Annotated in this window: 20 protein-coding genes; 4 read left to right on the top strand and 16 right to left on the bottom strand. The window is 64.1% G+C overall.

Annotation, left to right across the window (positions count from 1 at the left end):
• Positions 1-3: 3 nt before the first annotated feature.
• From AC4D2M_RS09430 to AC4D2M_RS09380, 11 genes are all read right to left on the bottom strand, one after another.
• The gene (locus AC4D2M_RS09430) at positions 4-1,251 is read right to left on the bottom strand and encodes a phosphoglycerate kinase (protein ID WP_490891482.1); all 1,248 of its coding nucleotides are present in this window, start codon (positions 1,249-1,251) and stop codon (positions 4-6) included.
• Between the two features lie 7 nt (positions 1,252-1,258).
• A complete protein-coding gene (gene gap, locus AC4D2M_RS09425) occupies positions 1,259-2,269 on the bottom strand; it encodes a type I glyceraldehyde-3-phosphate dehydrogenase (RefSeq protein ID WP_490891478.1) in 1,011 nt (336 codons plus the stop codon).
• A 219-nt stretch (positions 2,270-2,488) separates the two neighbouring features.
• Entirely contained in the window at positions 2,489-3,115 is a 627-nt protein-coding gene (locus AC4D2M_RS09420; protein WP_490891477.1) for a superoxide dismutase, read from the bottom strand.
• Between the two features lie 123 nt (positions 3,116-3,238).
• Entirely contained in the window at positions 3,239-4,219 is a 981-nt protein-coding gene (gene whiA / locus AC4D2M_RS09415; protein ID WP_490891475.1) for a DNA-binding protein WhiA, read from the bottom strand.
• Between the two features lie 10 nt (positions 4,220-4,229).
• Entirely contained in the window at positions 4,230-5,261 is a 1,032-nt protein-coding gene (locus AC4D2M_RS09410; protein ID WP_490891474.1) for a gluconeogenesis factor YvcK family protein, read from the bottom strand.
• Positions 5,261-6,160, bottom strand: a complete 900-nt coding sequence (gene rapZ / locus AC4D2M_RS09405) for an RNase adapter RapZ (protein ID WP_490891473.1) — start codon at positions 6,158-6,160, stop codon at positions 5,261-5,263. The genes AC4D2M_RS09410 and rapZ overlap by 1 nt, the downstream gene beginning before the upstream one ends.
• Before the next feature lie 73 nt (positions 6,161-6,233).
• Positions 6,234-8,231, bottom strand: coding sequence for an excinuclease ABC subunit UvrC (uvrC, locus tag AC4D2M_RS09400; protein ID WP_490891471.1), 1,998 nt, complete (start codon positions 8,229-8,231; stop codon positions 6,234-6,236).
• Between the two features lie 65 nt (positions 8,232-8,296).
• Positions 8,297-8,962: a lysophospholipid acyltransferase family protein gene (locus AC4D2M_RS09395; RefSeq protein ID WP_490891469.1), complete on the bottom strand. Its 666-nt coding sequence runs from the start codon at positions 8,960-8,962 to the stop codon at positions 8,297-8,299.
• Positions 8,949-9,653, bottom strand: coding sequence for an HAD hydrolase-like protein (locus AC4D2M_RS09390; RefSeq protein WP_490891466.1), 705 nt, complete (start codon positions 9,651-9,653; stop codon positions 8,949-8,951). Before AC4D2M_RS09390 ends, AC4D2M_RS09395 begins: the two co-directional genes overlap by 14 nt.
• Positions 9,654-9,715: 62 nt before the next feature.
• A complete protein-coding gene (uvrA, locus tag AC4D2M_RS09385) occupies positions 9,716-12,622 on the bottom strand; it encodes an excinuclease ABC subunit UvrA (protein ID WP_490891465.1) in 2,907 nt (968 codons plus the stop codon).
• 71 nt (positions 12,623-12,693) lie between these two features.
• Positions 12,694-13,071 (bottom strand): GntR family transcriptional regulator, encoded by a 378-nt coding sequence (locus tag AC4D2M_RS09380; protein ID WP_490891464.1) that lies wholly within the window; start codon positions 13,069-13,071, stop codon positions 12,694-12,696.
• Between the two features lie 86 nt (positions 13,072-13,157).
• Between AC4D2M_RS09380 and AC4D2M_RS09375 the strand changes: the two genes are divergently transcribed.
• Positions 13,158-13,796, top strand: a complete 639-nt coding sequence (locus AC4D2M_RS09375; RefSeq protein WP_490891463.1) for an MBL fold metallo-hydrolase — start codon at positions 13,158-13,160, stop codon at positions 13,794-13,796.
• Here the strand turns inward: AC4D2M_RS09375 and AC4D2M_RS09370 are convergent.
• On the bottom strand, positions 13,782-14,585 hold the full coding sequence (locus AC4D2M_RS09370; RefSeq protein WP_490891462.1) for a trans-aconitate 2-methyltransferase: 804 nt from the start codon (positions 14,583-14,585) through the stop codon (positions 13,782-13,784). The two genes, AC4D2M_RS09375 and AC4D2M_RS09370, sit on opposite strands and share 15 nt — an antisense overlap.
• Before the next feature lie 94 nt (positions 14,586-14,679).
• Here AC4D2M_RS09370 and AC4D2M_RS09365 point away from each other — a divergent pair, with 94 nt between their 5' ends.
• The 3 genes from AC4D2M_RS09365 (at position 14,680) to AC4D2M_RS09355 (ending at position 19,082) form a co-directional block, all read left to right on the top strand.
• The gene (locus AC4D2M_RS09365) at positions 14,680-17,214 is read left to right on the top strand and encodes a DEAD/DEAH box helicase (RefSeq protein ID WP_490891461.1); all 2,535 of its coding nucleotides are present in this window, start codon (positions 14,680-14,682) and stop codon (positions 17,212-17,214) included.
• Between the two features lie 81 nt (positions 17,215-17,295).
• On the top strand, positions 17,296-17,778 hold the full coding sequence (locus AC4D2M_RS09360; RefSeq protein WP_490891460.1) for a GNAT family N-acetyltransferase: 483 nt from the start codon (positions 17,296-17,298) through the stop codon (positions 17,776-17,778).
• Positions 17,779-17,813: 35 nt separating this feature from the next.
• Positions 17,814-19,082 carry an alpha/beta fold hydrolase gene (locus AC4D2M_RS09355; RefSeq protein ID WP_490891767.1) on the top strand — a complete coding sequence of 423 codons (1,269 nt, stop codon included), beginning with the start codon at positions 17,814-17,816 and terminating at the stop codon, positions 19,080-19,082.
• Positions 19,083-19,158: 76 nt separating this feature from the next.
• Here AC4D2M_RS09355 and AC4D2M_RS09350 read toward each other — a convergent pair whose 3' ends face one another.
• The 4 genes from AC4D2M_RS09350 to coaE form a co-directional block, all read right to left on the bottom strand.
• Positions 19,159-20,193, bottom strand: a complete 1,035-nt coding sequence (locus tag AC4D2M_RS09350; protein ID WP_490891459.1) for a TerC family protein — start codon at positions 20,191-20,193, stop codon at positions 19,159-19,161.
• Between the two features lie 183 nt (positions 20,194-20,376).
• Entirely contained in the window at positions 20,377-22,149 is a 1,773-nt protein-coding gene (locus AC4D2M_RS09345; protein WP_490891458.1) for a hypothetical protein, read from the bottom strand.
• A 3-nt stretch (positions 22,150-22,152) separates the two neighbouring features.
• Positions 22,153-24,240, bottom strand: coding sequence for an excinuclease ABC subunit UvrB (uvrB, locus tag AC4D2M_RS09340; protein ID WP_490891457.1), 2,088 nt, complete (start codon positions 24,238-24,240; stop codon positions 22,153-22,155).
• 73 nt (positions 24,241-24,313) lie between these two features.
• On the bottom strand, positions 24,314-25,534 hold the full coding sequence (gene coaE / locus AC4D2M_RS09335; protein ID WP_490891455.1) for a dephospho-CoA kinase: 1,221 nt from the start codon (positions 25,532-25,534) through the stop codon (positions 24,314-24,316).
• Positions 25,535-25,552: the final 18 nt, after the last annotated feature.

The raw sequence follows: 25,552 nt of genomic DNA, 5'->3' as shown, positions 1-25,552 counted from the left end.
ATGTCAGCGCTGCAGGGCGGTCAAGCCAGGGAGTTCCTTGCCTTCAAGGTATTCGAGGCTCGCGCCGCCACCGGTTGAGATGTGGCTGAAGCTCGATTCATCGAAGCCGAGCCCACGTACCGCTGCGGCCGAATCACCGCCGCCGACTACTGTGAGCGCGCCGGCCGCGGTTGCGTCCGCCAGTGCCTGCGCCACAGCCTTGGTACCGGCCGCGAATGCATCGAACTCGAACACGCCCATGGGCCCGTTCCAGAAAACGGTGCGTGCCTGCGAGATGTGGCGGGCGAAGGCACTGCCCGATTCGGGTCCGATATCCAGCCCCAACACCGACGCACCATATTGCCCGGATTCCATGGCGTCTGCCGCAAGGGTCTCGCTGCCGGCGTCGGCCGCGAACTTCTCTGCCACCACGATGTCGGTGGGAAGCACGAACTCCGTGCCTGCCTCCTTCGCGCGGTCCAGATAGCCACGGACCCTATCGAGCTGGTCCTCCTCCAGCAGGCTTGAACCTACCGAGTGGCCCTGGGCGGCGAGGAACGTGAACACCATGCCACCGCCGACCAGCAGCTGGTCGGCCGTGCCGATGAGGTTCTCGATCACCGCCAGCTTGTCAGAGACCTTCGAACCGCCGAGCACAACCACGAACGGCCGCTCCGGATCAGTGGTGAGCCGCTGCAGCACGTCAACTTCAGCCTTGACGAGATCACCCTGATAGGCGGGCAGACGCGATGCGACGTCGTAAACGCTCGCATGCTTACGGTGCACCGCACCGAACGCATCATCCACGTAGGCGCCGCTCTCGCCGGTGAGCTGCACGAGCTCGTCAGCGAAAGCTCCACGTTCGGAATCATCCTTACTTGTCTCACGCGCATCGAACCGAACGTTCTGCAGGACAAGAACGCTCCCCTCGGAGAGGACCGCGGCACGGTCATGGGCGCTTTCGCCGGTCACGTCGTCGGCTAAGACCACGTCGAAGTCTGCAAGCTCCGCAAGCCGGTCGACGGCGGGCTTGAGTGAATACTGTTCCTCGGGTGCACCCTTCGGGCGGCCGAGGTGGGCCATCACGATCACCGCGGCGCCGGCCTCGGTGAGCTTGCGCAGAACCGGCAGGGAGGCACGGATGCGGCCGTCATCGGTCACACGCAAGTTGGGGAGGTCGCCGTCGAGCGGCACGTTCAGGTCCGACCGGACCAGTACGCGCCGCCCGCGGACGCCAACACTCAACAGGTCATCCAGGGATGAGTAACTCACGTTTTCCTTAGGAGAGCTTTGACGCGACGATTTCGGTGAGGTCAACGAGGCGGTTCGAGTAGCCCCACTCGTTGTCGTACCAGGAAACGACCTTGACCTGGTTGCCGATTACCTTGGTCAGGCCGGAGTCGAAGATCGACGACGCCGGGTCAGTGACGATATCGGAGGACACGATCGGCGCCTCTGTGTAGGTGAGGTAGCCCTTGAGCGGTCCCTCCTCGGCAGCCGCCTTGTAGGCAGCGTTGACTTCCTCGACGGAAACCTCGCGGCTGACGGTGACGGTGAGGTCAGTGGCGGAACCCGTGGGGACAGGGACGCGGATGGCGTAGCCGTCGAGCTTCCCCTTCAGTTCCGGCAGAACCAGGCCGATTGCCTTTGCCGCACCGGTGGACGTCGGAACCATGTTGATAGCTGCTGCCCGGGCGCGGCGAAGATCCTTGTGCGGCCCGTCCTGCAGGTTCTGGTCCGCGGTGTAGGCGTGGATGGTAGTCATCAATCCGCGCTCGATGCCGAAGGTGTCATTGAGAACCTTGGCCAGCGGGCCGAGGCAGTTGGTGGTGCATGACGCGTTCGAAATGATGTGGTGGTTCTCGGGATCATACTGGTCGTCATTGACGCCGAGCACGACAGTGATGTCCTCGTCTGATGCGGGAGCAGAGATCAGGACCTTCTTGGCACCCGCGTCGATGTGCTTCCGTGCATCCGAGGCCTTGGTGAAGAAACCGGTGGACTCGATGACGATGTCCACTCCGAGGTCTGCCCACGGCAGGTTCGAGGGATCGCGCTCTGCAAGCACCTTGATGGTCTTGCCGTCTACGACGAGACCGCCGTCGGCAACCTCCACGCTGACGCCAAGCCGGCCGGTGACGGAGTCATACTTCAGGAGGTGGGCCAGCGTCTCGGGGCTGGTGAGGTCATTGACGGCGACGATTTCGAGATCGGCACCCTGTTCGAGGGCTGCGCGGAAGTAATTGCGCCCAATGCGCCCGAACCCATTGATTCCTATACGGGTAGTCACTGTTTCTATCTCCTTGATAGGGGTTACTGCCGGCGGCTGCTGCCCTCAAAAAGGCGGACCGTTCCGGCGTCTGAAATCAATGCACCGCACTGTGCGCGTTTGTAAAGCAAGCGTGTCTGACACCACCGAGTGTGACGCAGGCAACAGTGAACATCTTACGCACCGGCCACCTTTCCTGTCCGGTCGGGCAGGAAAGGTTACGCCGGCGCAGGAAGAGGACTACGAGAGAGTGATCAGTCCGCTCGCGTTGGCGCGGGCAGCCTCGAAACGGCGAGCCACATCAGGCCAGTTGACGATGTTCCAGAACGCCTTGACGTAGTCGGCCTTGACGTTGACGTAATCGAGGTAGAACGCGTGCTCCCACATATCAAGCATGAGCAACGGGGTCGTTCCGACAGGGATGTTGCCCTGCTGATCGTAGAGCTGCTCGATCACGAGATTGCCGCCGATGGGCTCCCAGGCAAGCAGTGCCCATCCCGAGCCCTGCAGGCTCAGTGCGGCTGCGTTGAAGTGCCCGCGGAATGCATCGAAGGATCCGAACGCATCATCGATCGCAGCAGCGAGCTCGCCCTCGGGCTTGTCGCCGCCGTCCGGCGAAAGGTTGTTCCAGAAGACGGAGTGGTTGACGTGCCCACCGGTGTGGAACGCAAGGTCCTTGGACAGCTTGGGGATGTTGGTGAAGTCCCCGTTCTGGCGCGCCTCGGCGAGCTGCGCGAGGGCGTCGTTGGCTCCCTTGACGTACGCTGCGTGGTGCTTGCTGTGGTGAAGCTCCATGATCCGCGCCGAGATATGCGGTTCAAGCGCCGCGTAGTCGTAGTTGAGTTCGGGCAGTACGTATTCGCTCACGAAATCCTCCAGGTCCTGTGTTGCTGTTCCGGACTTGCAGCCCGGCTGTTGCGGTTCTCCAGGCGGGGCCCGCCTGCCTGACGGCACACGGAAACCCCTTGGACTTCCATCCTATGCACGTATTCAGTCATCCAGCATGTCGGCGGTCACATTGGCATCGGTTCCCGGGATTCCGAGTTCCACAGCGCGCTTGTCCGCCATCGCGAGCAACCGGCGGATACGGCCCGCAATTGCGTCCTTGGTCATGGGCGGATCCGCAATCCGGCCAAGCTCGTCAAGGCTCGCCTGCTTGTGGGCCACGCGAAGCTCCCCAGCATACTTCAGGTGGTCGGGCACTTCTTCTCCGAGGATCTCCAACGCACGCTCCACGCGCGCCCCCGCGGCGACTGCGGCCTGCGCTGACCGTCGCAGATTCGCATCGTCGAAGTTCGCCAGCCGGTTGGCTGTGGCGCGGACTTCCTTGCGCATGCGCCGCTCCTCCCACACCATCAGGGCATCATGGGCACCCATGCGGGTGAGGAGGACCGCGATGGTGTCACCATCGCGGATGACCACGCGGTCCACACCGCGGACTTCCCGGGCTTTGGCCGTAATGCCAAGCCGGCGCGCCGCACCGACAAGGGCCAGGGCCGATTCCGGTCCGGGGCAGGTGACTTCCAAAGCGGATGAACGGCCCGGCTCGGTCAGCGAACCATGGGCAAGAAAGGCACCGCGCCATACCGCTTCAGCATCCGCGGCGGAACCATTGACGACGACGGACGGCAGCCCGCGCACTGGTCTTCCACGGTTGTCCAGCAGCCCGGTTTGCCGCGCGAGCGACTCGCCATCCCGCACCACCCGAACCACATAGCGGTTCCCACGCCGCAGACCGTTGCCCGACACGACGATGATCTCGCTACTGTGCCCATAGACGTCCGCTATGGCTGTACGCAGCCTGCGCGCAGTAGAAGCAAGGTCTACTTCAGCCTCGATAACGATTCGCCCGGAAATGATGTGCAGGCCACCGGCGAAGCGCAGGAGTGCGGAAACCTCGGCCTTGCGTACCGACGACTTTTTCACATTGAGGTGTGAAAGTTCCTCTTTCACATCCGCGGTCAACGCCACAGACACCCTCCTAGAATTCGCCGAACATGTCTTGGTAGGCCGTTGCCAGGCGCAACGCGTCATGAACCGGTCCGCCGCTTGATGACCCTACTTTACCCAAGAAAGCGCGGCCTCCCATCTCGCGCACCGCTGCTTCGAATTCATCGCGGTCCGCGACCACCGAAGGGTCGGCGACGACGGCGTCAACACGGAACTCGGGTGCATAGCGCCTGATCACAGAGAGGTGGTCCACCGCGCTCATTCCCTGCGTTTCCCTGGTGTCGTTACTCAGGTTCATGGTCAGGCAGCGCCGTGCGGTGGTGTTGCACAGCGCGTCCCTCAGCTCCGGCAGAAGGAGATGCGGGAGCACCGAGGTGTACCAGGACCCCGGTCCAAGAATGACCCAGTCGGCCAGTTCGATGGCATTGAGCGCGTCAACGCAGGCGGGAGCGTCTTCGGGAAGCAACCGCACCTTGCTCACGTTCCCGGAGGTTCCTGCCGTGGCAAGCTGCGCCTGGCCCGATACCTTGCGCAGCCGCAGGCCGCCGTCCACCTCTGTCAGTACATCGCCCTCGATCGTCAAGGGTACGCTCGCCATTGGCAGCACACGTCCCCGTGCGCCGAGGAGCGCGCCAGCCCACTGCAGGCCTGCCACGGGGTCCCCCAGCAGCTCCCACAGGGTGACGATGAGGAGGTTGCCCAGCGCGTGGTTGTCGAGCGAACCCTCCACACCGTCCCGGGACGCGAAGCGGTGCTGCATCACGTCACGCCAGGTCCTCCCCCAGTCGGTGTCATCACAGAGCGCTGCCAGCGCCATCCGAAGGTCACCGGGCGGCAGGACGCCGAGTTCGTGGCGCAGGCGCCCGGAGGAGCCGCCGTCGTCAGCCACTGTTACCACGGCGGTGAGTTCGGAGGTCAACAGGCGTAGGGCGGACAACGACGCCGACAGCCCGTGTCCGCCCCCCAGCGCGACCACCGACGGAGCATTGTCCTGCGACCCGGATCCGGAACGGACGGCCGAGTTCGCTGGAATCATCGGCAGCGATCCGGTGAGGATCGCCATCATTCCCGCCCGAGGTCGCGGTGGTGGGCAGTCACCTGCAGGCGGGGCAGCTGCGCGAGTCTCTTTGCAATCTCCTCGGTCACTGCAACGGATCGGTGCTTACCACCGGTGCAGCCGACAGCAATCGTGGCGTAGTGCTTGTTCTCGCGGCGATACCCCTCAAGCACGGGCTCGAGAGCACTGACATAACGGTCGATGAACTGGGAAGCGCCGTTCGCTTCGAGCACATAATCCCGGACCGGCCCATCCATGCCCGTCTGCGGGCGGAGTACCGGCACCCAGTGGGGGTTCGGGATGAAGCGGACGTCCGCGACGAAGTTGGCATCGACCGGCAGCCCATACTTGAAACCGAAGCTCATGACATTCAACCGCAGAACGATCGGTCCGGACTCGGAAAACAGTTCGGTGATTGTGGTGGCCAGCGCGTGCACGTTCAGCTGTGTTGTGTCCACCACGACGTCGGATGCCTGCTTCAGCTCCTTCAGCACCTCCCGCTCGTCCGAGATGCCGTCAAGGATGCGACCGTCGCCCTGAAGCGGATGGGGGCGCCTGCCCTGCTCGAAACGCCGCACCAGGGTGTCATCTGCTGCATCCAGGAACAGGATGCGGTAGGTGATTCCTGCCGCCCTCAGCGCTGCGAGGGAACCCTGCACGTTCTGGAACAGCTCCTTGCTCCGCACGTCAATGACCACGGCGAGCTTGGGGATGGATTCCGGGGTTCTCGACACGATCTCGGTGAGGGTGCTCAGCATTTGCGGCGGAAGGTTCTCCACCACATACCAGCCGTGGTCTTCCAGGGCGTTTGCTGCCGTACTACGGCCGGCACCTGACATACCCGTCACTACAAGCAGTTCGGATTCGGCAGGTTTGACCGGCGTAAGACCGTCAGTCTGATTCATGTGTTCGTTTTCCGTCCCACCGTTGCACGCAATGTAAGCCGGGCCTTGCGGCCGGCATCCACGTCTACCCTAACTAAGAATCGAGTATTTCGCCGGTCATCATATTCACGGCAGGGGCAGGCGCCCTGTCGGCCCCTTCAGCGCTGCCCTGGGCGAGTTGACGTCGTATTGTTGCTGCCAGCGCCGGGCCTACCCCCTGCACTTCCTGCAACTCTTCGATGCTTGCCGCCTTCAGTTTCCGTACTGACCCGAAGTGTTTCAGCAGGGAGCGGCGTTTCGCCGGGCCGAGGCCGGGCACCTCGTCCAGAGCTGACACCGTCATGGACTTCCCGCGCTTCTGCCGGTGGTATGCCAGCGCAAACCGGTGGGCTTCGTCGCGGATACGCTGGAGAAGGAACAGCCCTTCGGATGCACGGGGCAGGATGACCGGGAAGTCCCCCTCAGGCAGCCAGACCTCTTCGAGCCGCTTCGCCAGTCCGATGACGAAGACGTCGTCGATCCCCAAATCCTCCAGAGCGCGCGCAGCAGCGCGCACCTGGGGCTGGCCGCCGTCCACAACCACAAGGTTGGGAGGATAGGCAAACTTCTGGCGCACCGGTGCTGTCGGCTCGTCCGTGACCGGACCGGAAGCGCCGCCGTCGTCGCCTGGGAGGGAATCGAGCGGATTCCGCTCGGCAAGATAGTTGCGGAAGCGGCGCGAGATGACGTCGTACATGGACGATGTGTCATCCCGTGCGGCGTCTCCGGTGATGGAGAACCTGCGATAGTCAGCCTTGCGCGGCAACCCGTCCTCGACCACCACCATGGACGCCACCACGTTGGTGCCCTGGACGTGGGAGATGTCGAAACACTCGATCCGCATGAGCGGCATGGGCAGGTCCAGCGCCTCCTGCAGCTCCTGCAGCGCTGCGGACCTGGTAGTGATGTCACCCGCACGGCGGCTTTTGTGGAGCCTCAATGAATCGGCCGCGTTCTGGGCAACCGTACCGAGCAGGGTTGCCTTGTCTCCCCGCTGGGGTACCCGGATATCCACCCGGGCGCCCCGCAGCCCATGGAGCCACTCGCGCATCTGCTCTTCGTTGCTCGGCAGTTCGGGGACGAGGACCTCCCGCGGGATGCGGTTGTTGCTGCTGCTGCCCTCGCCATAGACCTGCTGCAGGAGGTGCTCGACGAGGTCGGCGGTGGTCATGTCCTCGACCTTCTCGACCACCCAGCCGCGCTGGCCGCGGATTCTGCCTCCACGTACGTGGAAAACCTGCGCGGCCGCCTCGAGTTCGTCCTCGGCGAGGGCAAACACATCCGCATCGGTGTCTTCACTGAGAACCACCGTGTTGCGTTCGAACACCCGCTTCAGCGCCGCAATGTCGTCGCGGACGCGGGCGGCCGACTCGTAATCCAACTCAGCGACGGCAGCGGCCATCTTCTGCTCCAACTCGCGAATGAAGCGGTTGGCCTGACCGGACATGAAGTCGCAGAACTGGGCCGCGAGCTCGCGGTGCTCTTCCGGTGAGATCCGTCCGACGCAGGGCGCCGAGCATTTGTCGATGTATCCCAGCAGGCACGGCCGCCCCGAGCGCTCGGCGCGCTTGAACACGCCTGTGCTGCAGGTCCGGACGGGGAAGACGCGCAGGAGGGTATCGACCGTCTCGCGGATCGCCTTCGCCGGATAAAACGGCCCGAAGTAACGGGTGTCCTTTCGCCGGTCACCGCGCATGACCTGGACCCTCGGGTACTTCTCCCCCAGCGTGACCGCGAGGTACGGGTAGGACTTGTCGTCGCGGAACATCACGTTGAAACGAGGATTGAACTCCTTGATCCAGGTGTACTCCAGCTGGAGCGCCTCGAGCTCGCTGCCGACAACCGTCCACTCGACGCTGGCGGCCGTATGCACCATGGCGCGCGTGCGCGGCATCAGCCCTTGGGGATTCGCGAAATAAGAATTGAGCCGGGAGCGAAGGTTCTTCGCCTTACCGACGTACACAACCCGCCGATGCTGGTCACGGAACCGATAAACCCCCGGACCCAGTGGGATCTCACCGGCTTTCGGGCGGTACGTTGCTGGATCTGCCACCCATATATCCTACCGGCGCGTTACATACGATCGGTTGGGCCCACTACTGATTCCGGTAACACCGGTCATTCGGTTGGACCTTTGTTGTAGCCGGCGGCCCTGCGCTGGCCTGTCAGCGCCGCGATGGCGTCCATGATCGTGTCAGTTGCCTGTCTGCGCGCCGGCAGCGAATGATCCGGCCCGGTCCGTTCGAAGTACAGCGGTTCGCCCACCGTCATGGTGAAGTGCTGCGGCCGGATCAGGCGGCTGCCCGCCGGCTGAAGGCGATCGGTGCCGAGCAGGCCCACCGGCACAACCGGCGCCCCCGTAGTCAGGGCAAGCCATCCCACACCAGTTCTTCCCCGGTACAGCAGGCCGTCGCGGGAGCGTGTGCCTTCCGGGTAGATACCGACGCCGTCACCGGCTTCGAGCAATTCAAGCAGGGTCTTGAGCGCCTGGACACTCGCCGCCTGCTGGCCCCGCTGCACGGGAATGGACCCGACCCCCTCGAAGAAGGAGCGCATCAGCGTGCCCTTCACTCCCCTGCCGGTGAAGTACTCGGCCTTCGCGAAAAAGGCAACGGGGCGCGGCATGAGCGCCTGTACGAGGACGCTGTCCAGGAAGGAGAGATGGTTCGGAGCGACAATGAACCCGCCGCTGGCCGGAACATTCTCCAGCCCGAGGACGGTGGGTCGGCACAGGCCCGCGATCAATCCGCGGGTGCTGCTGCGCGTGAGGTCATAGACGCCCATGGCTCACCGCCCGGTCGGGCTCGGCGTAGGCGAGCACGCGCTCGAGCAGCGCTGGTGAGGAAGACACGACGGCGGCGGGCTGGGCTGCCGCGAACTCGTGTGCACTGCCGAATCCCCATTCGACTGCGATGCAGTCCAGCCCGTTGGCTGCGGCGCCTTCGATGTCGTGGGAACGGTCCCCGATCATCAATGCCCGGTCAAAGCGGCCTTCGTGCTCGGTCAGTGCGGCGCCGATGATGGTTTTTTTACCATCCAGCAGGGCGGCGGCCTGCTCATCGTCCGGTGAGCCGTGGATGGACTCGAAAAGCTGTGTCATGCCCTGGACTTCGAGTAGCTCACGAGCCAGGCGTTCGGGCTTTTGAGTGGCCACGGCGACAAGGTGACCACGCTCCCGGAGTGCGCGGACTGTGTCGATGATTCCCGGGTACGGCCTGCTCTCCGCCATGCCGTTCGCACGGTAACCGGCACGGTAGACGGAAATCACCTCGTCGATGCGGTCCTGCGGCACTTTGGCGATGTCCGTGAGCGAACGCACTAACGCGGGCCCGACCATGCGTCGCATTTCCTCCGCACCCGGCACCTGCAGCCCCAGTGTCTGCAGGGCCCTGGAGATGCCCCCTGTGATCGCGCCCTCCGGGTCCACCAGCGTTCCGTCCAGGTCGAAAAGGAGGAGGAGCCGCGTATTCTTCACCGGGCAAGTTTCCCATAGCGCGTGCTGCGCCCGAAATTGCATTCCGGTACCGGAATATGGAGTTATGCGCTCAGGACCTCGGCAAGGAACTGACCCGTGTGGCTTCCCTCGGTGGCCGCAACCTGCTCAGGAGTACCCGTCGCGATGATTTCACCGCCGCCGGAACCGCCGTCGGGGCCGAGGTCGATCACCCAGTCAGCACTCTTGATCACGTCCAGATTGTGCTCGATGGTGATGACCGTGTTTCCCTTTTCCACCAGGCCCTGAAGTACCAGGAGCAGCTTGCGGATGTCTTCGAAGTGGAGCCCGGTTGTGGGCTCATCGAGGACGTAGATACTGCGTCCGTTTGATCGCTTCTGCAATTCACTGGCGAGCTTCACACGCTGCGCTTCGCCGCCGGAGAGGGTGGTGGCCGGCTGTCCCAGGCGTACGTAGCCGAGACCGACGTCAACTAGGGTGTTCAGGTGCCGTGCGATCGGGGTGAACGCTGCAAAGAACTCCGCTGCCTCCTCGATCGGCATGTCCAGCACATCCGCAATGGTTTTGCCCTTGTAGTGCACCTCAAGTGTTTCCCGGTTGTAGCGCGCGCCGTGACACACCTCGCACGGCACATAGACATCGGGCAGGAAGTTCATTTCGATCTTCAGCGTGCCGTCGCCGGAGCAGGCCTCGCAGCGCCCGCCCTTGACGTTGAAGGAGAACCTGCCGGGCAGGTAGCCCCGGACCTTCGCCTCGGTGGTCTCCGCGAACAACTTGCGAATGTTGTCGAAGACCCCGGTGTAGGTGGCTGGATTGGATCGCGGGGTCCTGCCGATCGGGCCCTGGTCCACGTGGATTACCTTGTCGAGGTGCTGCAGTCCATCGATCCGGCGATGGCGTCCGGCAACCTGCTTTGCACCGTTGAGCTTGTTGGCGAGAACCTTGTACAGAATTTCGTTGACCAGCGTCGACTTGCCCGATCCACTCACGCCCGTCACCGCAGTCAGCACACCCAGCGGGAAGGTTGCGTCTACGCCCTTCAAATTGTGTTCGCGGGCGCCCACGACTTTGAGCTGCCTGGAGCGGTCGATCTTGCGACGTTTGGCCGGCGGCTCGATCTTCCGCCGACCCGACAGGTAATCGCCGGTGATGGACTGCTCGTTCCGGAGGAGATCCTCCAGCGAACCCGAGTGGACAACCTGCCCCCCGTGCTCACCGGCGCCGGGGCCGATGTCGACAATCCAGTCAGCCTCGTTGATGGTGTCCTCGTCATGCTCGACGACGATCAGTGTGTTTCCCAGGTTCCGCAGCCGGGTCAGGGTCTCAATCAGACGCCGGTTGTCGCGCTGGTGGAGCCCGATGGAGGGTTCGTCCAGGACGTACAGGACTCCCACCAGGCCGGATCCGATCTGGGTGGCAAGGCGTATGCGCTGTGCCTCCCCGCCGGAGAGCGTTCCCGCAGCCCGTTCGAGGTTGAGGTACTCAAGTCCAACATCGAGAAGGAAGCGGAGCCGAGCCTGGATCTCCTTCAGCACCTGGGACGCGATCTGGGCTTCACGTCCCGTGAGGACAAGGTTGTTCAGGAAGTCGGCGCAGTCCCGCATGGGCAGCGCAGCCACCTCGGCGATCGACCGCCCGTTGATCAGGACGGACAGCGATGCCGGGTTCAGCCGCGCTCCCCCGCATTCCGGGCATGGGACCTGCCGCATATATTCCTCGTAGCGATCCCGCGCGTAGTCGGACTCCGTCTCGAGGTGCTTTCGGTGAATGTACTGGACGGCGCCCTCGAACCCGGTGCTGTACTTCCGTTCGCGACCGAAGCGGTTGCGATACTGCACCACGACCTTGTGGTCCTTGCCGTACAGGGCGGCATCACGGGCGTGCGCGGGCAGCTTCTTCCAGGCCGCGTCCATGGAGAAGTTCAGTTCCTTGGACAGTCCCTCCAGGAGACGGGTCCAGTACTCGAGCGTGGCTGTGCCGAGCGCCCAAGGCGCTATAGCTCCCTCACGGAGCGAGAGGTCGGGGTTGGGAACGACGAGTTCCTCATCAACCTCGAGTTTGGTGCCGATGCCCGTGCAGGCGGGACAGGCCCCGAAGGGATTGTTGAAGGAAAACGATCGCGGCTCGATTTCGTCGATCGCGAGCGGGTGCTCATTCGGGCACGCCAGGTTCTCCGAGAATGCACGCAAACGGTGGGGATCGTCCGAGTCCAGGTCGACGAAGTCCGCAAGCACCCGGCCCTCGGCGAGTTTGAGCGCTGTTTCGACTGAATCGGTGAGCCGTTGCCGGATGCCGGCCTTGATGACCAGCCGGTCCACCACCACCTCTATGGTGTGCTTGAACTGCTTGCCCAGCTTGGGCGGATCGGTCAGTTGAACAAGATCGCCGTCCACCCGCGCACGCGAGTAGCCCTTTGCCGCCAGGTCCTGGAAGAGATCCACGAATTCGCCCTTGCGGCCTCGCACCACGGGCGCAAGTACCTGGAAGCGGGTGCCCTCTTCGAGTTCCATGAGCTGGTCGACGACCTGCTGCGGAGTCTGCTTGGTGACCGCTTCACCGCACACCGGGCAATGCGGCCTCCCCACGCGGGCCCACAACAACCGCATGTAGTCGTAGATCTCGGTAATGGTTCCGACGGTGGAGCGCGGGTTCTTGCTGGTGGATTTCTGGTCGATGGACACCGCCGGCGACAAGCCCTCGATGAAGTCAACGTCCGGCTTGTCCACCTGGCCGAGGAACTGGCGGGCGTAGGCAGAGAGCGACTCGACGTAGCGGCGCTGGCCCTCGGCGAAGATGGTGTCGAAGGCAAGGGAGGATTTACCGGAGCCGGACAGGCCGGTGAAGACGATCATCGCGTCCCGCGGCAGGTCGAGATCCACGTTGCGCAGGTTGTGTTCCCGTGCGCCCTTGACGATGAGCCGCGAGAGGTCCTGCGGCATTTTGTCAGGGTGGGACAGGGCGGAATCCACGGAGGTTGCTATAGACACCATCCCACTTTAGAGGAAACACCGTTCGAAGACTTGTTCGAACAGCGCCATAGGCGGCGTGTCGCGCAAAATGTTCACCGACGGCGCAGAGCCGCGCGCAGGTAGGAGACTGCTTCCTCCTCGGTGAGTCCGTTGGCCTTGATGAGGCGGGCGTATTCGGCCGCGCCTTCCGCTGCCTTGCGCCGTGCCTCGTCCCCCGCCGCCGCGACGACGGTCCCCGCCCGCGAGCGGGTGACAACTATGTGCGCCTGTTCCAGTTCCCGGTAGGCCCGCGCGACCGTATTGACTGCCACGCCGAGGTGCCCCGCGAGAGTCCGCACGGGCGGCAGACGCGTACCAACCGGCAGGGAGCCGTCATTGGCAGCGTCCAGGATCTGAACACGCAGCTGTTCATACGGAGGCACTGAGCTGTTCGAATCGATCCGCAGCCACGCCGATACATCAGAATTCACGGTGCGCGCTCCTGGACGACAGTGGAAGGGTGCTCACATTCTGCCATGCGGTGTGGTGCATCACCATCGGTACTAGAGTGGCCAGCATGCATGACCTTTCCGAGGTGACCATCCGGAGCATCTCTGTCAGCGAGATGGATAACAACGTCTACCTCATCACAGCGAAGGCGACCGGAGCGCAGGTCCTCATCGACGCCGCCGACGACGCTCCCGCCATCCAGCGTTTGATCGCCGACGGCGCACAGGATGCCGACGTTCCCGCGAAGCTCGCCCTCATTGTCACGACCCACTCACACTGGGACCATGTGCGTGCGCTGGCCGGTGTGGTGGGCGCGACGGGCGCCCGCACCGCTGCTGGCGTGGACGATGTCGATGACATTGCGGTGCCCACCGATGTTTCGCTCAGGAATGGGGATATCGGCACCTTCGCCGGGTTCACGCTGGAAGCCATCTCACTGCGCGGTCATACTCCCGGGTCGGTGGCGCTCGCTTACCGGGACCCCAACGGCCCGGTCCACCTGTTCACGGGTGATTCCCTCTTCCCCGGTGGCGTCGGCAACACGGGCGGGGATCCGGAGCGTTTCGAGTCCCTGTACAAGGACGTGGTGGAGCGCCTCTTCAACAAGTTTGACGACGATACGATCGTCCATCCCGGCCATGGGAAACCGACCACGCTCGGTGCGGAGCGGCCGTCGCTCCCGGAATGGCGCTCACGCGGCTGGTGAGGCCGCAGGTGCAGGCTTGACGCCCACCGCAAAGATCCGCCTGAACGGGAAGATCGTGCCGCCGTCGGGCTCGCGGGGATACGCATCGGCGAGCATGTCGGCATAGATGCGCTCAAACTCCGCCGCCTCTACGGCAGGAAGCGCATCGAGCACCGGACGCAGGCCGGTCCCCCGAACCCACTGGAGCACGGGATCCGCTCCGGCGAGCAGATGCTGGTAAGTGGTCTCCCACGCGTCGGTATCCAGGCCTGCGAAGCGCAGAAGGCGATGGTATTCGTGCGGTGCGCTGACGGCGTCGTCGTGCCTCAGGACCGAACCAAGCTGCGCTTTCCAGCGCTCCGACTCCGCCAGTGTGCGCATCAGCACGTGCGAAGGCGCGGAGAAGTTGCCGGGGACCTGGAACGCCAGCCAGGCGCCCTGCCCAAGTTCCGCTGCCCATCGCGCGAGCAGGGCCTGATGGCCCGGGACCCACTGCAGCACTGCGTTGGAAACAACGACGTCGGTGCCCGGCTCCGGCGCCCAGTCGCGGACATCCGCCACGGCGAAGGACAGGTTCGAGGGTGTGTCATCCAGTCGCTCGGCGCGCTCGATCATCTCCCGGGAGGAATCGATGCCAAGCACCGGGGCGTCCGGCCACCTGAGCGCAAGCAAAGCGGTGAGTTCACCGGATCCACAGCCCAGATCGACGACCTGCCGCGGGGCGGAATGGCCGATGCGTCCCACGAGGTCGAAGAAGGGTCGGGATCGGTAATCGGAAAAGACGGCGTACTGTGCGGGGTCCCAGCGCATGACCCTAAGCCTACGGTCGAGGGACCGCGGCGAGCACTCGTGAGGGGCGGGCGCCGTGAGCGTACCTCAGGTCGACCGGATAGGCTGGGAGGACATGAGCATCCAGGACCACCTCCCCCAGACCGGGCGCCCGGGCACACTCGACGCCGACGCCGTGTACTCAGCTTTTCACTCGTGGTCCGAGAGCACGGGAATCACCCTGTACCCCGCGCAGGACGAGGCCGTCCTCGAGCTTGTATCCGGGAACAACGTGATCCTCGCAACCCCCACCGGTTCCGGAAAGTCACTCGTAGCCGTCGCCGCCCATTTCCACGCGATCGCTGAAGGACGCCGGAGCTACTATACCGCCCCTATCAAGGCGCTGGTCTCCGAGAAGTTCTTTGCCCTGTGCGCCATCTTCGGTGCCGAGAATGTCGGTATGGTCACCGGTGATTCGGGCGTGAACCAGGACGCTCCCATTATCTGCTGTACCGCAGAAATCCTGGCGAATATCGCGCTGCGCGAGGGTGACCGCGCGGATGTCGGCACCGTTATCATGGACGAGTTCCACTTCTATTCGGACCCGCAGCGCGGCTGGGCCTGGCAGGTACCGCTCCTGGAGATTCCGCAGGCCCAGTTCCTCCTGATGTCCGCAACACTCGGCGAAGTCGAGCGTTTCGAAAAGGAACTCACTGAGCGGACAGGGCGTGCGACGGTGCTGGTCAGTTCCGCGGACCGGCCCATTCCGCTCAACTTCTACTACTCAGAAAACCCGCTCCAGGAAGCACTCGAGGAGCTGCTGTCGACGCATCAGGCGCCCGTCTATGTGGTGCACTTCAGCCAGGCGGAAGCGATTGAGCGCGCACAGAACCTGATGAGCGTCAACGTCTGCACGCGTGAGGAGAAGGATCGGATTGCGGCGCTCATTGCGAACTTCCGGTTCTCGTCCGGCTTCGGCAAGACGCTGAACCGGCTGGTACGCCACGGCATCGGTGTGCATCACGCCGGAATGCTGCCGAAGTACCGGCGGCTGGTGGAGCAACTGGCCCAGGCGGGACTGCTCAAGGTGATCTGCGGTACCGACACGCTCGGCGTAGGAATCAATGTTCCCATCCGCACCGTCCTGCTGACCGCGCTCAGCAAGTACGACGGCGTCCGCACCCGACTGCTCAACGTGCGGGAGTTCCACCAGATTGCAGGCCGTGCGGGACGGGCAGGCTACGACACATCCGGGACGGTGGTGGTGCAGGCGCCGGACCACGTGGTCGAGAACACCAAGGCCATGGCAAAGGCAGTCGCAAAATTCGGTGACGACCAGAAGAAGCTCCGCCAGGTGGTCCGCAAGAAGCCGCAGCAGGGTTTCGTCTCCTGGGGCAAACCCACCTACGACCGACTTGTCGAAGGTACTCCGGAGCCGCTGGGGTCCAGCTTCGCCGTTAGTCACTCAATGCTGCTGAACCTTCTCGAGCGCCCGGGAGATCCCCTCCGTGCTGTCCAGAACCTGCTGCGCGGCAACCACGAACCGCCCGCACGGCAGTACGCGCACCTTCGGAGGGCAATCAGCATCTACCGCGAGCTTGTGACCGCAGGCATCGTGGAGCGACTTCCCGAGCCGGACGAGGAAGGCAGAACAGTGCGGCTCAAGGTCCATCTGCAGGCCAACTTCGCACTGAATCAGCCGCTATCACCCTTCGCCCTCGCCAGTCTGGAACTCCTTGACCCGGAGAGTCCCGCCTACGCGCTCGACGTCGTTTCCGTCATCGAGGCTACGCTGGAGAAGCCTCGGCAGGTACTCAGCGCCCAGGAGAAGAAGGCACGCGGCGAGGCGATCACCGCTATGAAGGCCGACGGCGTCGATTACGACCAGCGAATGGCCCTGCTCGAGGAGGTTTCCTACCCGCAGCCGCTCGCGGAGTTGCTGCAGCACGCTTTCGAAACCTACCGGTCCGGCGCGCCCTGGCTCGGTGACTTCGAGCTGACCCCGAAGTCAGTCGTCCGCGACATGTATGAGCGCGCAATGAACTTCGGCGAGTACATCGCGTTCTACTCCCTAGCACGGTCGGAGGGCATCCTCCTGCGGTACCTGGCTGACTGCTTCAAGGCCCTCCGCCAGACCGTGCCCCGGGATGCGCTGCGCGAAGATCTGACCGACATCATCGAGTGGCTCGGCGAGTTGATCCGGCAGGTGGATTCGAGCCTGCTCGACGAATGGGAGCAGCTGGCCGCCGGCGCGGGCAGTTCGACTTCGGGAACCGTCGACCTCCCGCCGGAGCCCGATTCGGTCACCTCCAACGAGCGTGCCTTTCGCGTCATGGTACGCAACGAAATGTTCCAGCGGGTGCAGCTTTTCGCAGCGGAGGACGACGAAGCGCTTGGCCGGCTGGACGAGGCATCCGGCTGGGATGCGGACCGCTGGGCCGAAGCCATGGACGGTTACTTTGACGCCCATGACGACATCGACGAGGGCCCCGACGCGCGCGGCCCGGCGTTGCTCATCATCCGACAGGTTCCCGGCCGCTGGGAAGTGCGCCAGATTTTCAAGGACCCGGCGGGTGACCAGGACTGGGGCATCAACGCGGTGATCGATCTGGCAGCCTCGGACGAGGCCGGTTTCCCGGTCGTCGCGGTCGCGTCGGTCGGGGGCCCCTGACCCTCGGCCCGTAGCGCCTCCCGGCCTCCCACACCCCGCTGACGTTCGGTGCGGCCCCCTCGGCCAGTACGCTTGGGAACCATGACTGCGATCCGCGAAGCACGTCGTGAAGACGTGCCCACCATCCTGCAACTGATCCACGACCTCGCAATCTATGAGAAGGAACCTGACGCCGTCCGCAACACGGTCGAAGGGCTCGAGGAAGCACTGTTCGGTGCGAACCCTCGCATCTTCGCCCACGTGGCCGAGGACGACGGCGGCGTCCAGGGGTTCGCTCTGTGGTTCCTCAATTACTCAACCTGGGAAGGTGTCCACGGCATCTACCTGGAGGACCTGTATGTGCGCCCGGAAGCGCGCGGGTCGGGTTACGGGAAAGCGCTTTTGCGGACCCTTGCCGGCATTGCCGCCGAACGAGGGTACGCGAGGGTCGAGTGGTCCGTACTGAACTGGAACGAGCCTTCCATTGAGTTCTACCGGAGCCTGGGAGCCCTGCCTCAGGATGAGTGGACGACCTTCCGGCTGACTGGAGCGCCGCTGGCTGAGTTCGCGGGATCCGGCACGTGAGCTCCGCGAGGCACCAGGCGGGAGCCACCCGTGTGATGCGTGGCGTGCGGACCACTCCGCACCGGTTCACTGTGCCGCTTGATCACGGGAACCCGGGCGGCGAGCATATTTCGCTCTTCGCGCGCGAATACAGTTCCACGGACCATGACGACGCCGCTGCCGCACAGCTTCCGTGGCTGCTGTTCCTGCAGGGCGGGCCCGGTGTACGCGGCAATCGCTCCACACAGCTCTCCGGCTGGATGAAGGCCGCTGCCCGCGACTTCCGCATCCTGATGCTTGACCAGCGTGGTACGGGACTCTCCACTCCCGCAGACCTGATGACCCTTCCCTGCCGTGGCACTCCGATGGAGCAGGCGCAGTACCTACGCCACTTCCGCGCCGATTCCATCATTCGGGACGCGGAACTGATGCGGTTGGCCCTGGACTCACCACCCTGGACGGTGCTCGGGCAAAGTTTCGGCGGATTCTGCACCCTCTCCTACCTGTCCTTCGCGCCGGAAGGAGTTGAGCGTGCGCTCATCACCGGCGGGTTGGCGCCGCTGACCGGTCTACCCGAACGCGTATACCGCTCCACTTTCGGGCGCGTGGCCAAACGCAATGCCGAGTACTTCGCCCGCTATCCCGAGGATAGGGCCATCACCACCCGCATCATGCGCCACCTCGAGCGGGTCGAGGAGTGCCTGCCCAGTGGTGAACGCCTCAGCCCGCGGCGCTTCCAGATGGTCGGCTCGTACCTGGGTGGCAACACGCGGGTCGATGCCCTCCATTACCTCCTTGAGGACGCGTTCGCTGGAGCCGCCAGGGACGATCGGCTCTCCCCCGCCTTCCTCGACCAGCTGCAGTCCGTGGTGAGCAGGCGTTCGAACCCGCTCTACGCGCTCCTCCACGAGTCCATCTACTGCCAGGGCGGACCGTCCAATTGGGCTGCGTGGCGGGTGTTGGAGGAGTACCCGGACTTTGCGCCCGACGCACCTGATCCGTTGCTGACCGGCGAGATGATCTACCCCTGGTATTTCGACGAGGACCCGGCGCTCGTTCCGCTCAAGGAAACGGCTCGGCTGATCGCCGCAGTTGACGACTGGGAAACCCTGTACGACCTCCCGCAGCTGGCCGCCAACACAGTGCCGGTAGCAGCCGCCGTGTACAGCGACGACATCTACGTCGACAGGGATCTGTCCATGGAGACGGCGGCCTCGATCCGGGGCCTGCGGGTCTGGGAAACCTCTGAATTCCACCACGACGGGATCAACGACGACGGCGACGCCATCTTCTCCCGCCTGCTCGCAATGACCCACCCGGGCTAGAGCCTCCCGCCAAGGTAAAGGCGCCGGTCCTGCAGTTGCAGGACCGGCGCCTTTTGCGCTGTCAGTCAGGAGTGTCTCAGTGCTCCGGACCACCGGTGCGTGCGCGCTCGGCGTCCGCTGCGAGTTCGGCGTCGATCTTCGCCCGCTTGCCCGCCGGGCTGAGCAGGCTTGCGATGACCGCGATGACAATGGTGGCGACAATGAAGCCGAGCGACGCGAACGTCGGGATCACGGGTGCCCACTCGATGTGCTGGCCACCGTTGATGAAGGGCAGTTCGTTCTCGTGCATCGCGTGCAGGATCAGCTTTACGCCGATGAAGGCGAGGATGATCGAGAGCGCGTGCTTGAGGAAGATCAGGCGGGTCATGAGACCGCCCAGGAGGAAGTACAGCTGGCGCAGGCCCATAAGTGCAAAGAGGTTGGCAGTGAAGACGATGAACGGACTCTGAGTCAGTCCGAAGATCGCCGGGATGGAATCCACGGCGAACAGCAGGTCGGTCAGGCCGATCGTGATGAACACGATGATCATCGGAGTGAAGACCTTCTTGCCGTCCACCACCGTACGGAGCTTGTTGCCGTCGTAGTGCTCGGACATCGGCAGCACGCCGCGCAGCTTACCGATGAGCTTGTTCTCTTTCTCCTCTTCTTCCTCACCGGAGTCCTTCGCCTGGTGATAGGCGGTCCAGAGGAGGAAGGCGCCGAAGATGTAGAAGATCCAGGAGAAGTTGCTGATCAACGCGGCGCCGAGCATGATAAAAATACCGCGCAGGATAAGGGCGATGATGATGCCCACCATCAGCACTTCCTGCTGATACTTCCTGGGGACCGAGAACCTGGCCATGATGATGATGAAGACGAACAGGTTGTCGATGCTCAGGCTGTATTCAGTTACCCAGCCGGCAACGAACTGGCCGCCGAACTCGGGCCCGGTGACGGCAAACATAATGGCCGCGAAGATAAGCGCGAGTGCCACATAGAACGACACCCACAGCCCGGCTTCCTTCATGGACGGCTCATGTGGGCGCTTCACCACGAGCAGGAGGTCGAACAGGAGTATCAGACCCAGGACGACAAAGGTGCCTATCTGAAAGGCAGCGGGCAGTTCAAGCACAAGGGACCCTTTCCAAGGTACGACGGGATTCGCAAGTCTCTCCGCCGCAATACTGTGTGCGACCGCTACGCCCGGCGGGCCGTCGTCGGCCCGCGTGTTGACGTCCGTAGCGCGAAAGGATACTCCCCTACGATCGCCCCATCGTACCTGCGTTTCGGTTCCGATGTGGAAACGTGTCGCGCGTCAGAAACGCCGCGGAGCAAGCGCCGCGACGCGGGCAACGATTTCCGGCTCGGTCCAGTAGTCGCTGTGGCTACGGACTATCCCGTCGGCGCGCGGGTCCGGAAGCTCGCGGTTCGAGGCATGGGGAACAGGGAAGCCGACCGGGTCGGTGTCCCTCCAGAAATTGGTCCAGCTCCGGGTCTCGGCCGCGACCTCAGCCAGGAGCTGCGGCGTAAAGGTGGCTGGAAAGAACCGGGTGTACACCGAGCCCAGCGGCGACCCCGCCGTGACCAGGTACGGACGCACCGCGGCAGTGCGTGCCCGCGCAATGAGCCACGCGCAGAGCACCGACCCCTGGCTGTGGGCGACGAGTATCACCTCACCCCCGGAGTGGCGGTCAACGAGTTCGGAGATGCCGTCGACCACTGCGTCCCGATATGACGAACCGGCCAACGGATGGTCCCTTACGGGCCAAAAACCGGCGACGTCGGCAATCTTCCCGAGCACCTCCCGCAGGGTACGGAGCTGGCCGAGAAGCACCACCAGCACGACTACCGCACCCGCGATCTGCAGACCCAGAATAGCCAGAGCCAGCCACCGACCCCCAAGTCGGCCTTCGCCAAGGAGCACCGCCGCGGTCATAGCGGCCAACGCGAGCACGATCGCGAGCGGGAGTATCCGGGGCAGCAACCGCGGTGCCGCCGCAGAGAAGTCGTGCCACCAGCGCCCGCGGGCCGCCCTGCCGCCGGTGACGGGCGGCAGGCCCGGCCCCGCAGCCGGAGCCGAAACCAGCACGACTGCGACTGCCACCAGCGCCGCCACCACGGCGATGAGCGCGAGAAAAGGAAAGAGATCGAGCCGGCTGTCGCCTGGGTCAGCAGGATTGTCGTACGGAAGGAGAATGCCCGAGTGCGGCTGCGGCCCGCGGACCCATCCGAACAGGCCTGTGACATAACCCAGCAGGTTATCCAGAACCATACGGACCAGAGCAGTGACCGCGTGCATGAGCGGTACGGCGACGGCAAGCAGGATGCCTGCGGCCGCGAGCGGCGCACTCAGGCGGTTTCCGCCATCAGAACCGACATTGCTGCGGATGGCCAGAAGAAGCGATGCAGCGAAGGCGATGCCAGTGCTCAATGCGATCCACAGTGCCATGGCGTCCAGCCGGGAAACACCATCGGGCATGGGTGTTGATGGCCACCCGCCGTGGATGAGCTGGGCCGGTGGGGCGAGGCTCAGGAGAATTCCCGCACCGATCACGACTGCTGCATGAGCCAGCGGCAGGACATGGGAGCGAAGCTGGCCTGACTGGGCTTTCACCACAGTCAGGAAGCGGTGCGCCAGCCACGCAGTGAGCAGGGCTCCCGCGATCAGCGGCACAGCCCGCAGGAGGGACGGCGGAAGGTTGAGATAGCGCAGGATTGTTTCACCCAGCACGATCAGCCAGGCAAGCTGCGACAGGGTCAGAACTACTGCGACTGCGGCCACGATTGCGCGCAGGAAGGCGGCGGGGGCGGCACCAGCTCCGACGGGCTCCATGCGCCCGGCCACGTTCGCGAGCGTGAACGGGAACGCGAGGTACCACAGGAAGCCTGCTGTCTGCCGGCGGGACCGGGACCAGTTGAGGATGCGCAACCGGTGATCCGGCAGCGGCGGCGGCGTTGCGACCTGGACCCAGGCGTTCAACCGCTTCTCAACGGGCAGCCCGAGGCTGGTGTAGTACTCGTGGTCCCCGATGCCGTGGATCCGGATCTCGGTAAACGACCCGCTGCCGGTTCCTGCCTGCTCCACCATGGGTCAGGCGTGCCCGGCGGACTGCATCTGCCGCAGCTCCTTTTTCAGGTCGCTCACTTCGTCACGCAGGCGTGCAGCGAGCTCGAACTGGAGTTCTTCGGCCGCAGCATGCATCTGCTCCGTCAGCTGGCTGATCAGGTCGGTAAGATCTTCAGCCGGCACGGCGGCAAGACCGTCCCGCCGAACAACCGATGCCTTGCCCTTACCCTTGCCCCGGGACGTCTTTGCCGTCTTTTCGAGGAGCGCACGTGTGTCTGCGTCTTCCTTGGCCAGTGTGTCGGTGATGTCCGCGATGCGCTTCCGCAGGGGTTGCGGATCCACGCCGTTCTTCTTGTTGAAGGCAATCTGAATGTCCCGGCGACGGTTGGTTTCCTCGATCGCCTTCGCCATCGAGTCCGTAATCCGGTCCGCGTACATATGGACCTGGCCCGAGACATTTCGGGCCGCGCGTCCGATCGTCTGGATCAACGACGTCGAGCTGCGCAGGAAGCCCTCCTTGTCGGCATCCAGGATGCTGACAAGGGAAACCTCCGGAAGGTCGAGGCCCTCCCTCAGCAGGTTGATTCCCACCAGTACGTCGAAGGTGCCCATCCGGAGTTCGCGAAGAAGCTCTACCCGGCGCAGGGTATCGACGTCGGAGTGGAGGTATTCGACTTTCACGCCGTGCTCAAGCAGGTACCCCGTGAGGTCTTCCGCCATGCGCTTGGTCAGCGTGGTGACGAGGACCCGCTCGTTCCGCTCGACGCGCGTCTGAATTTCTCCCAGCAAGTCATCGATCTGCCCCTTGCTTGGCTTGATAATGACCTCCGGATCCACCAAGCCCGTGGGCCGGATGATCTGCTGGACGTAGCCGTCGGATTTGCTGAGCTCGTACTTGCCCGGGGTAGCCGAGAGGTAGACCGTCTGACCGATACGTTCCAGGAACTCGTCCCATTTCAGCGGTCGGTTGTCCATGGCGGAGGGCAGACGGAAGCCGTGGTCCACGAGCGTGCGCTTGCGTGACATATCCCCCTCATACATGGCGCCGATCTGCGGGATGGTCACGTGTGATTCGTCAACCACGAGCAGGAAGTCGTCGGGGAAGTAATCGATGAGGCAATGCGGGGCGCTGCCCTTGATCCGCCCGTCGATATGCCTCGAATAATTCTCGATGCCGTTGCAGAACCCCATCTGCTGCATCATTTCGAGGTCATAGGTGGTGCGCATCCGCAGCCGCTGGGCTTCGACCAGCTTGTTCTGCGACTCGAGCTCTTCCAGGCGTACCCGCAGCTCATCCTCGATCCGGGTGATCGCGCGGCTCATGCGCTCCGGGCCTGCCACGTAGTGCGAGGCCGGGAACACGTACATCTCCGTTTCTTCGCGCACCACCTCGCCGGTGAGCGGGTGCAGCGTGTAGATCCGCTCTACCTCGTCGCCGAAGAACTCGATGCGCAGCGCGAGTTCCTCATACATGGGGATGATCTCCACGGTGTCTCCCCGCACGCGGAACGTTCCGCGATGGAAGTCCATGTCATTGCGGACGTACTGCATTGCGACGAACTGGCGCAGCAGGTCATCCCGGTTCATCTCCTGACCCTGCCGGAGGGTGACCATGGCGGCGACATATTCCTCAGGAGTTCCCAGACCGTAGATACAGGAAACCGTGGCAACCACAATGACGTCGCGCCGCGTCAGCAGGGCGTTGGTGGCCGAGTGCCGGAGCCGTTCGACTTCCTCATTGATGGAGGAGTCCTTCTCGATGAAAGTATCGGTCTGCGGTACGTAGGCTTCGGGCTGGTAGTAGTCGTAGTAGGAGACGAAGTACTCGACCGCGTTGTTGGGCAGCAGCTCCCGGAACTCGTTGGCGAGCTGCGCTGCGAGGGTCTTGTTCTGCACCATGACGAGGGTGGGCCGCTGCACCTGTTCGATGAGCCACGCCGTGGTGGCGCTCTTGCCCGTACCTGTGGCGCCAAGCAGCACCACATCTTTTTCACCGGCGTTGATGCGGCCGGAAAGTTCCTTTATGGCAGTGGGCTGATCGCCGGCCGGCTGATACTCGCTGATCACCTCGAAAGGGGCGACAACGCGGTTGATCTCCTGCGCAAGACTCATAGTCTTACGTTACCGCCCACCCCGGACAAACTCAGTCCGCAGAGGGGGCTCTTTGCTGGAGGCTGAACGTCGCTTACGGTGACACCGGAGGTCCCGGTGACCAGCCGGCGTCGTTCCTCCACGCGCGCAGCCGGGGCGCCGCGAAGGTGGTGAACCAATCCTCCTTGCAGGCGGCGTAGCCGGCGGTACCGGCGTCGTCCCGATGGATCCGGGCGCACCGGTCCTTTTCGGCCGCATACGCGGCCAGCATGTCCGGTTCGGCGCGCAGCCAGTCGCGGAATGCCAGGGCATATTCCCAGCCGGGCGAGCCCTTCACACGTAGGTGCAGGTTCACCGGCCGCCCTGGATCGGCGTTTCCGTGAAGGCGCTTCTGCCACTTCTCCTGCTCGGGCACTTCCTTGGTGGGAGTGTCATGCCACGTGCCCGGAAGGCGGGGGAAACCCGCCTCGGCCAGAGGGTCTGCGAGAGCATCGGCATCATCAAGCGACGCGACCGTCATCTGCAGGTCCAGGATGTCCTTGGCCGGCAGCCCGGGAATCGATGTGGAGCCGATGTGGTCCACGCGGAGTACGCGGGGATCAACCCGGGCCACCCGCCGGGACAGGAGAGCCGCCTGCCGGGGCCAGTCCCCGTCCTGCATCAGCACGGGGCCCCCACGGCGTTCAGCCCGCTGGCCTTTCTCGATGTTCCGGGCGAAGGGAACAATCCGTCCCGTCCACAGACCCTGCACCGCGCGGGCCAGGCCCTCCTGTGATCCCGAGTTATCAAGCACGACGTCGGCCGCCGCGTTCCGCGTGGCTGAATCCGCCTGCGCGGCGATACGCTTCCGTGCCTCCTGCTCAGTCATCCCCCGGTTCGCCACCATTCGACGCACGCGGGTCTCCGCCGGTGCATCGACGACAATCACAAGATGGAAGCTGTCCTCCTGCCGGGTCTCCACGAGGAGCGGGATGTCATGCACGACGACGGCACCCGCTGACGCTGCGCGGGCCGCCGCCTCGGCTCCCGCAGCCTCCCGCCGGACCCGAGGGTGGATGATCGCGTTCAGGGTGGCACGACCGTCGGGATCGGCGAAGATCCTTGCGCCCAATGCCGGCCGGTCCAGGGAGCCGTCCTGCTGAAGCACCCCGTCCCCGAATGCGGCGACCACCTCGCGCAGACCTTCCGTGCCCGGCTCCACCACGGCCCGCGCAAGCTGATCGGCGTCGATGAGTACCGCTCCGAGTTCCTGCAGCACAGACGCCACCACTGACTTCCCCGCGGCGATCCCGCCCGTCAATCCGACTCTCAGCATGAGTGCAAGGCTACCCCC

It is taken from the genome of Arthrobacter sp. TJ-270 (assembly GCF_058269075.1).
The sequence above is the reverse complement of the archived record's forward strand: the minus strand, read 5'-3'. Positions and strand labels throughout refer to the sequence as shown.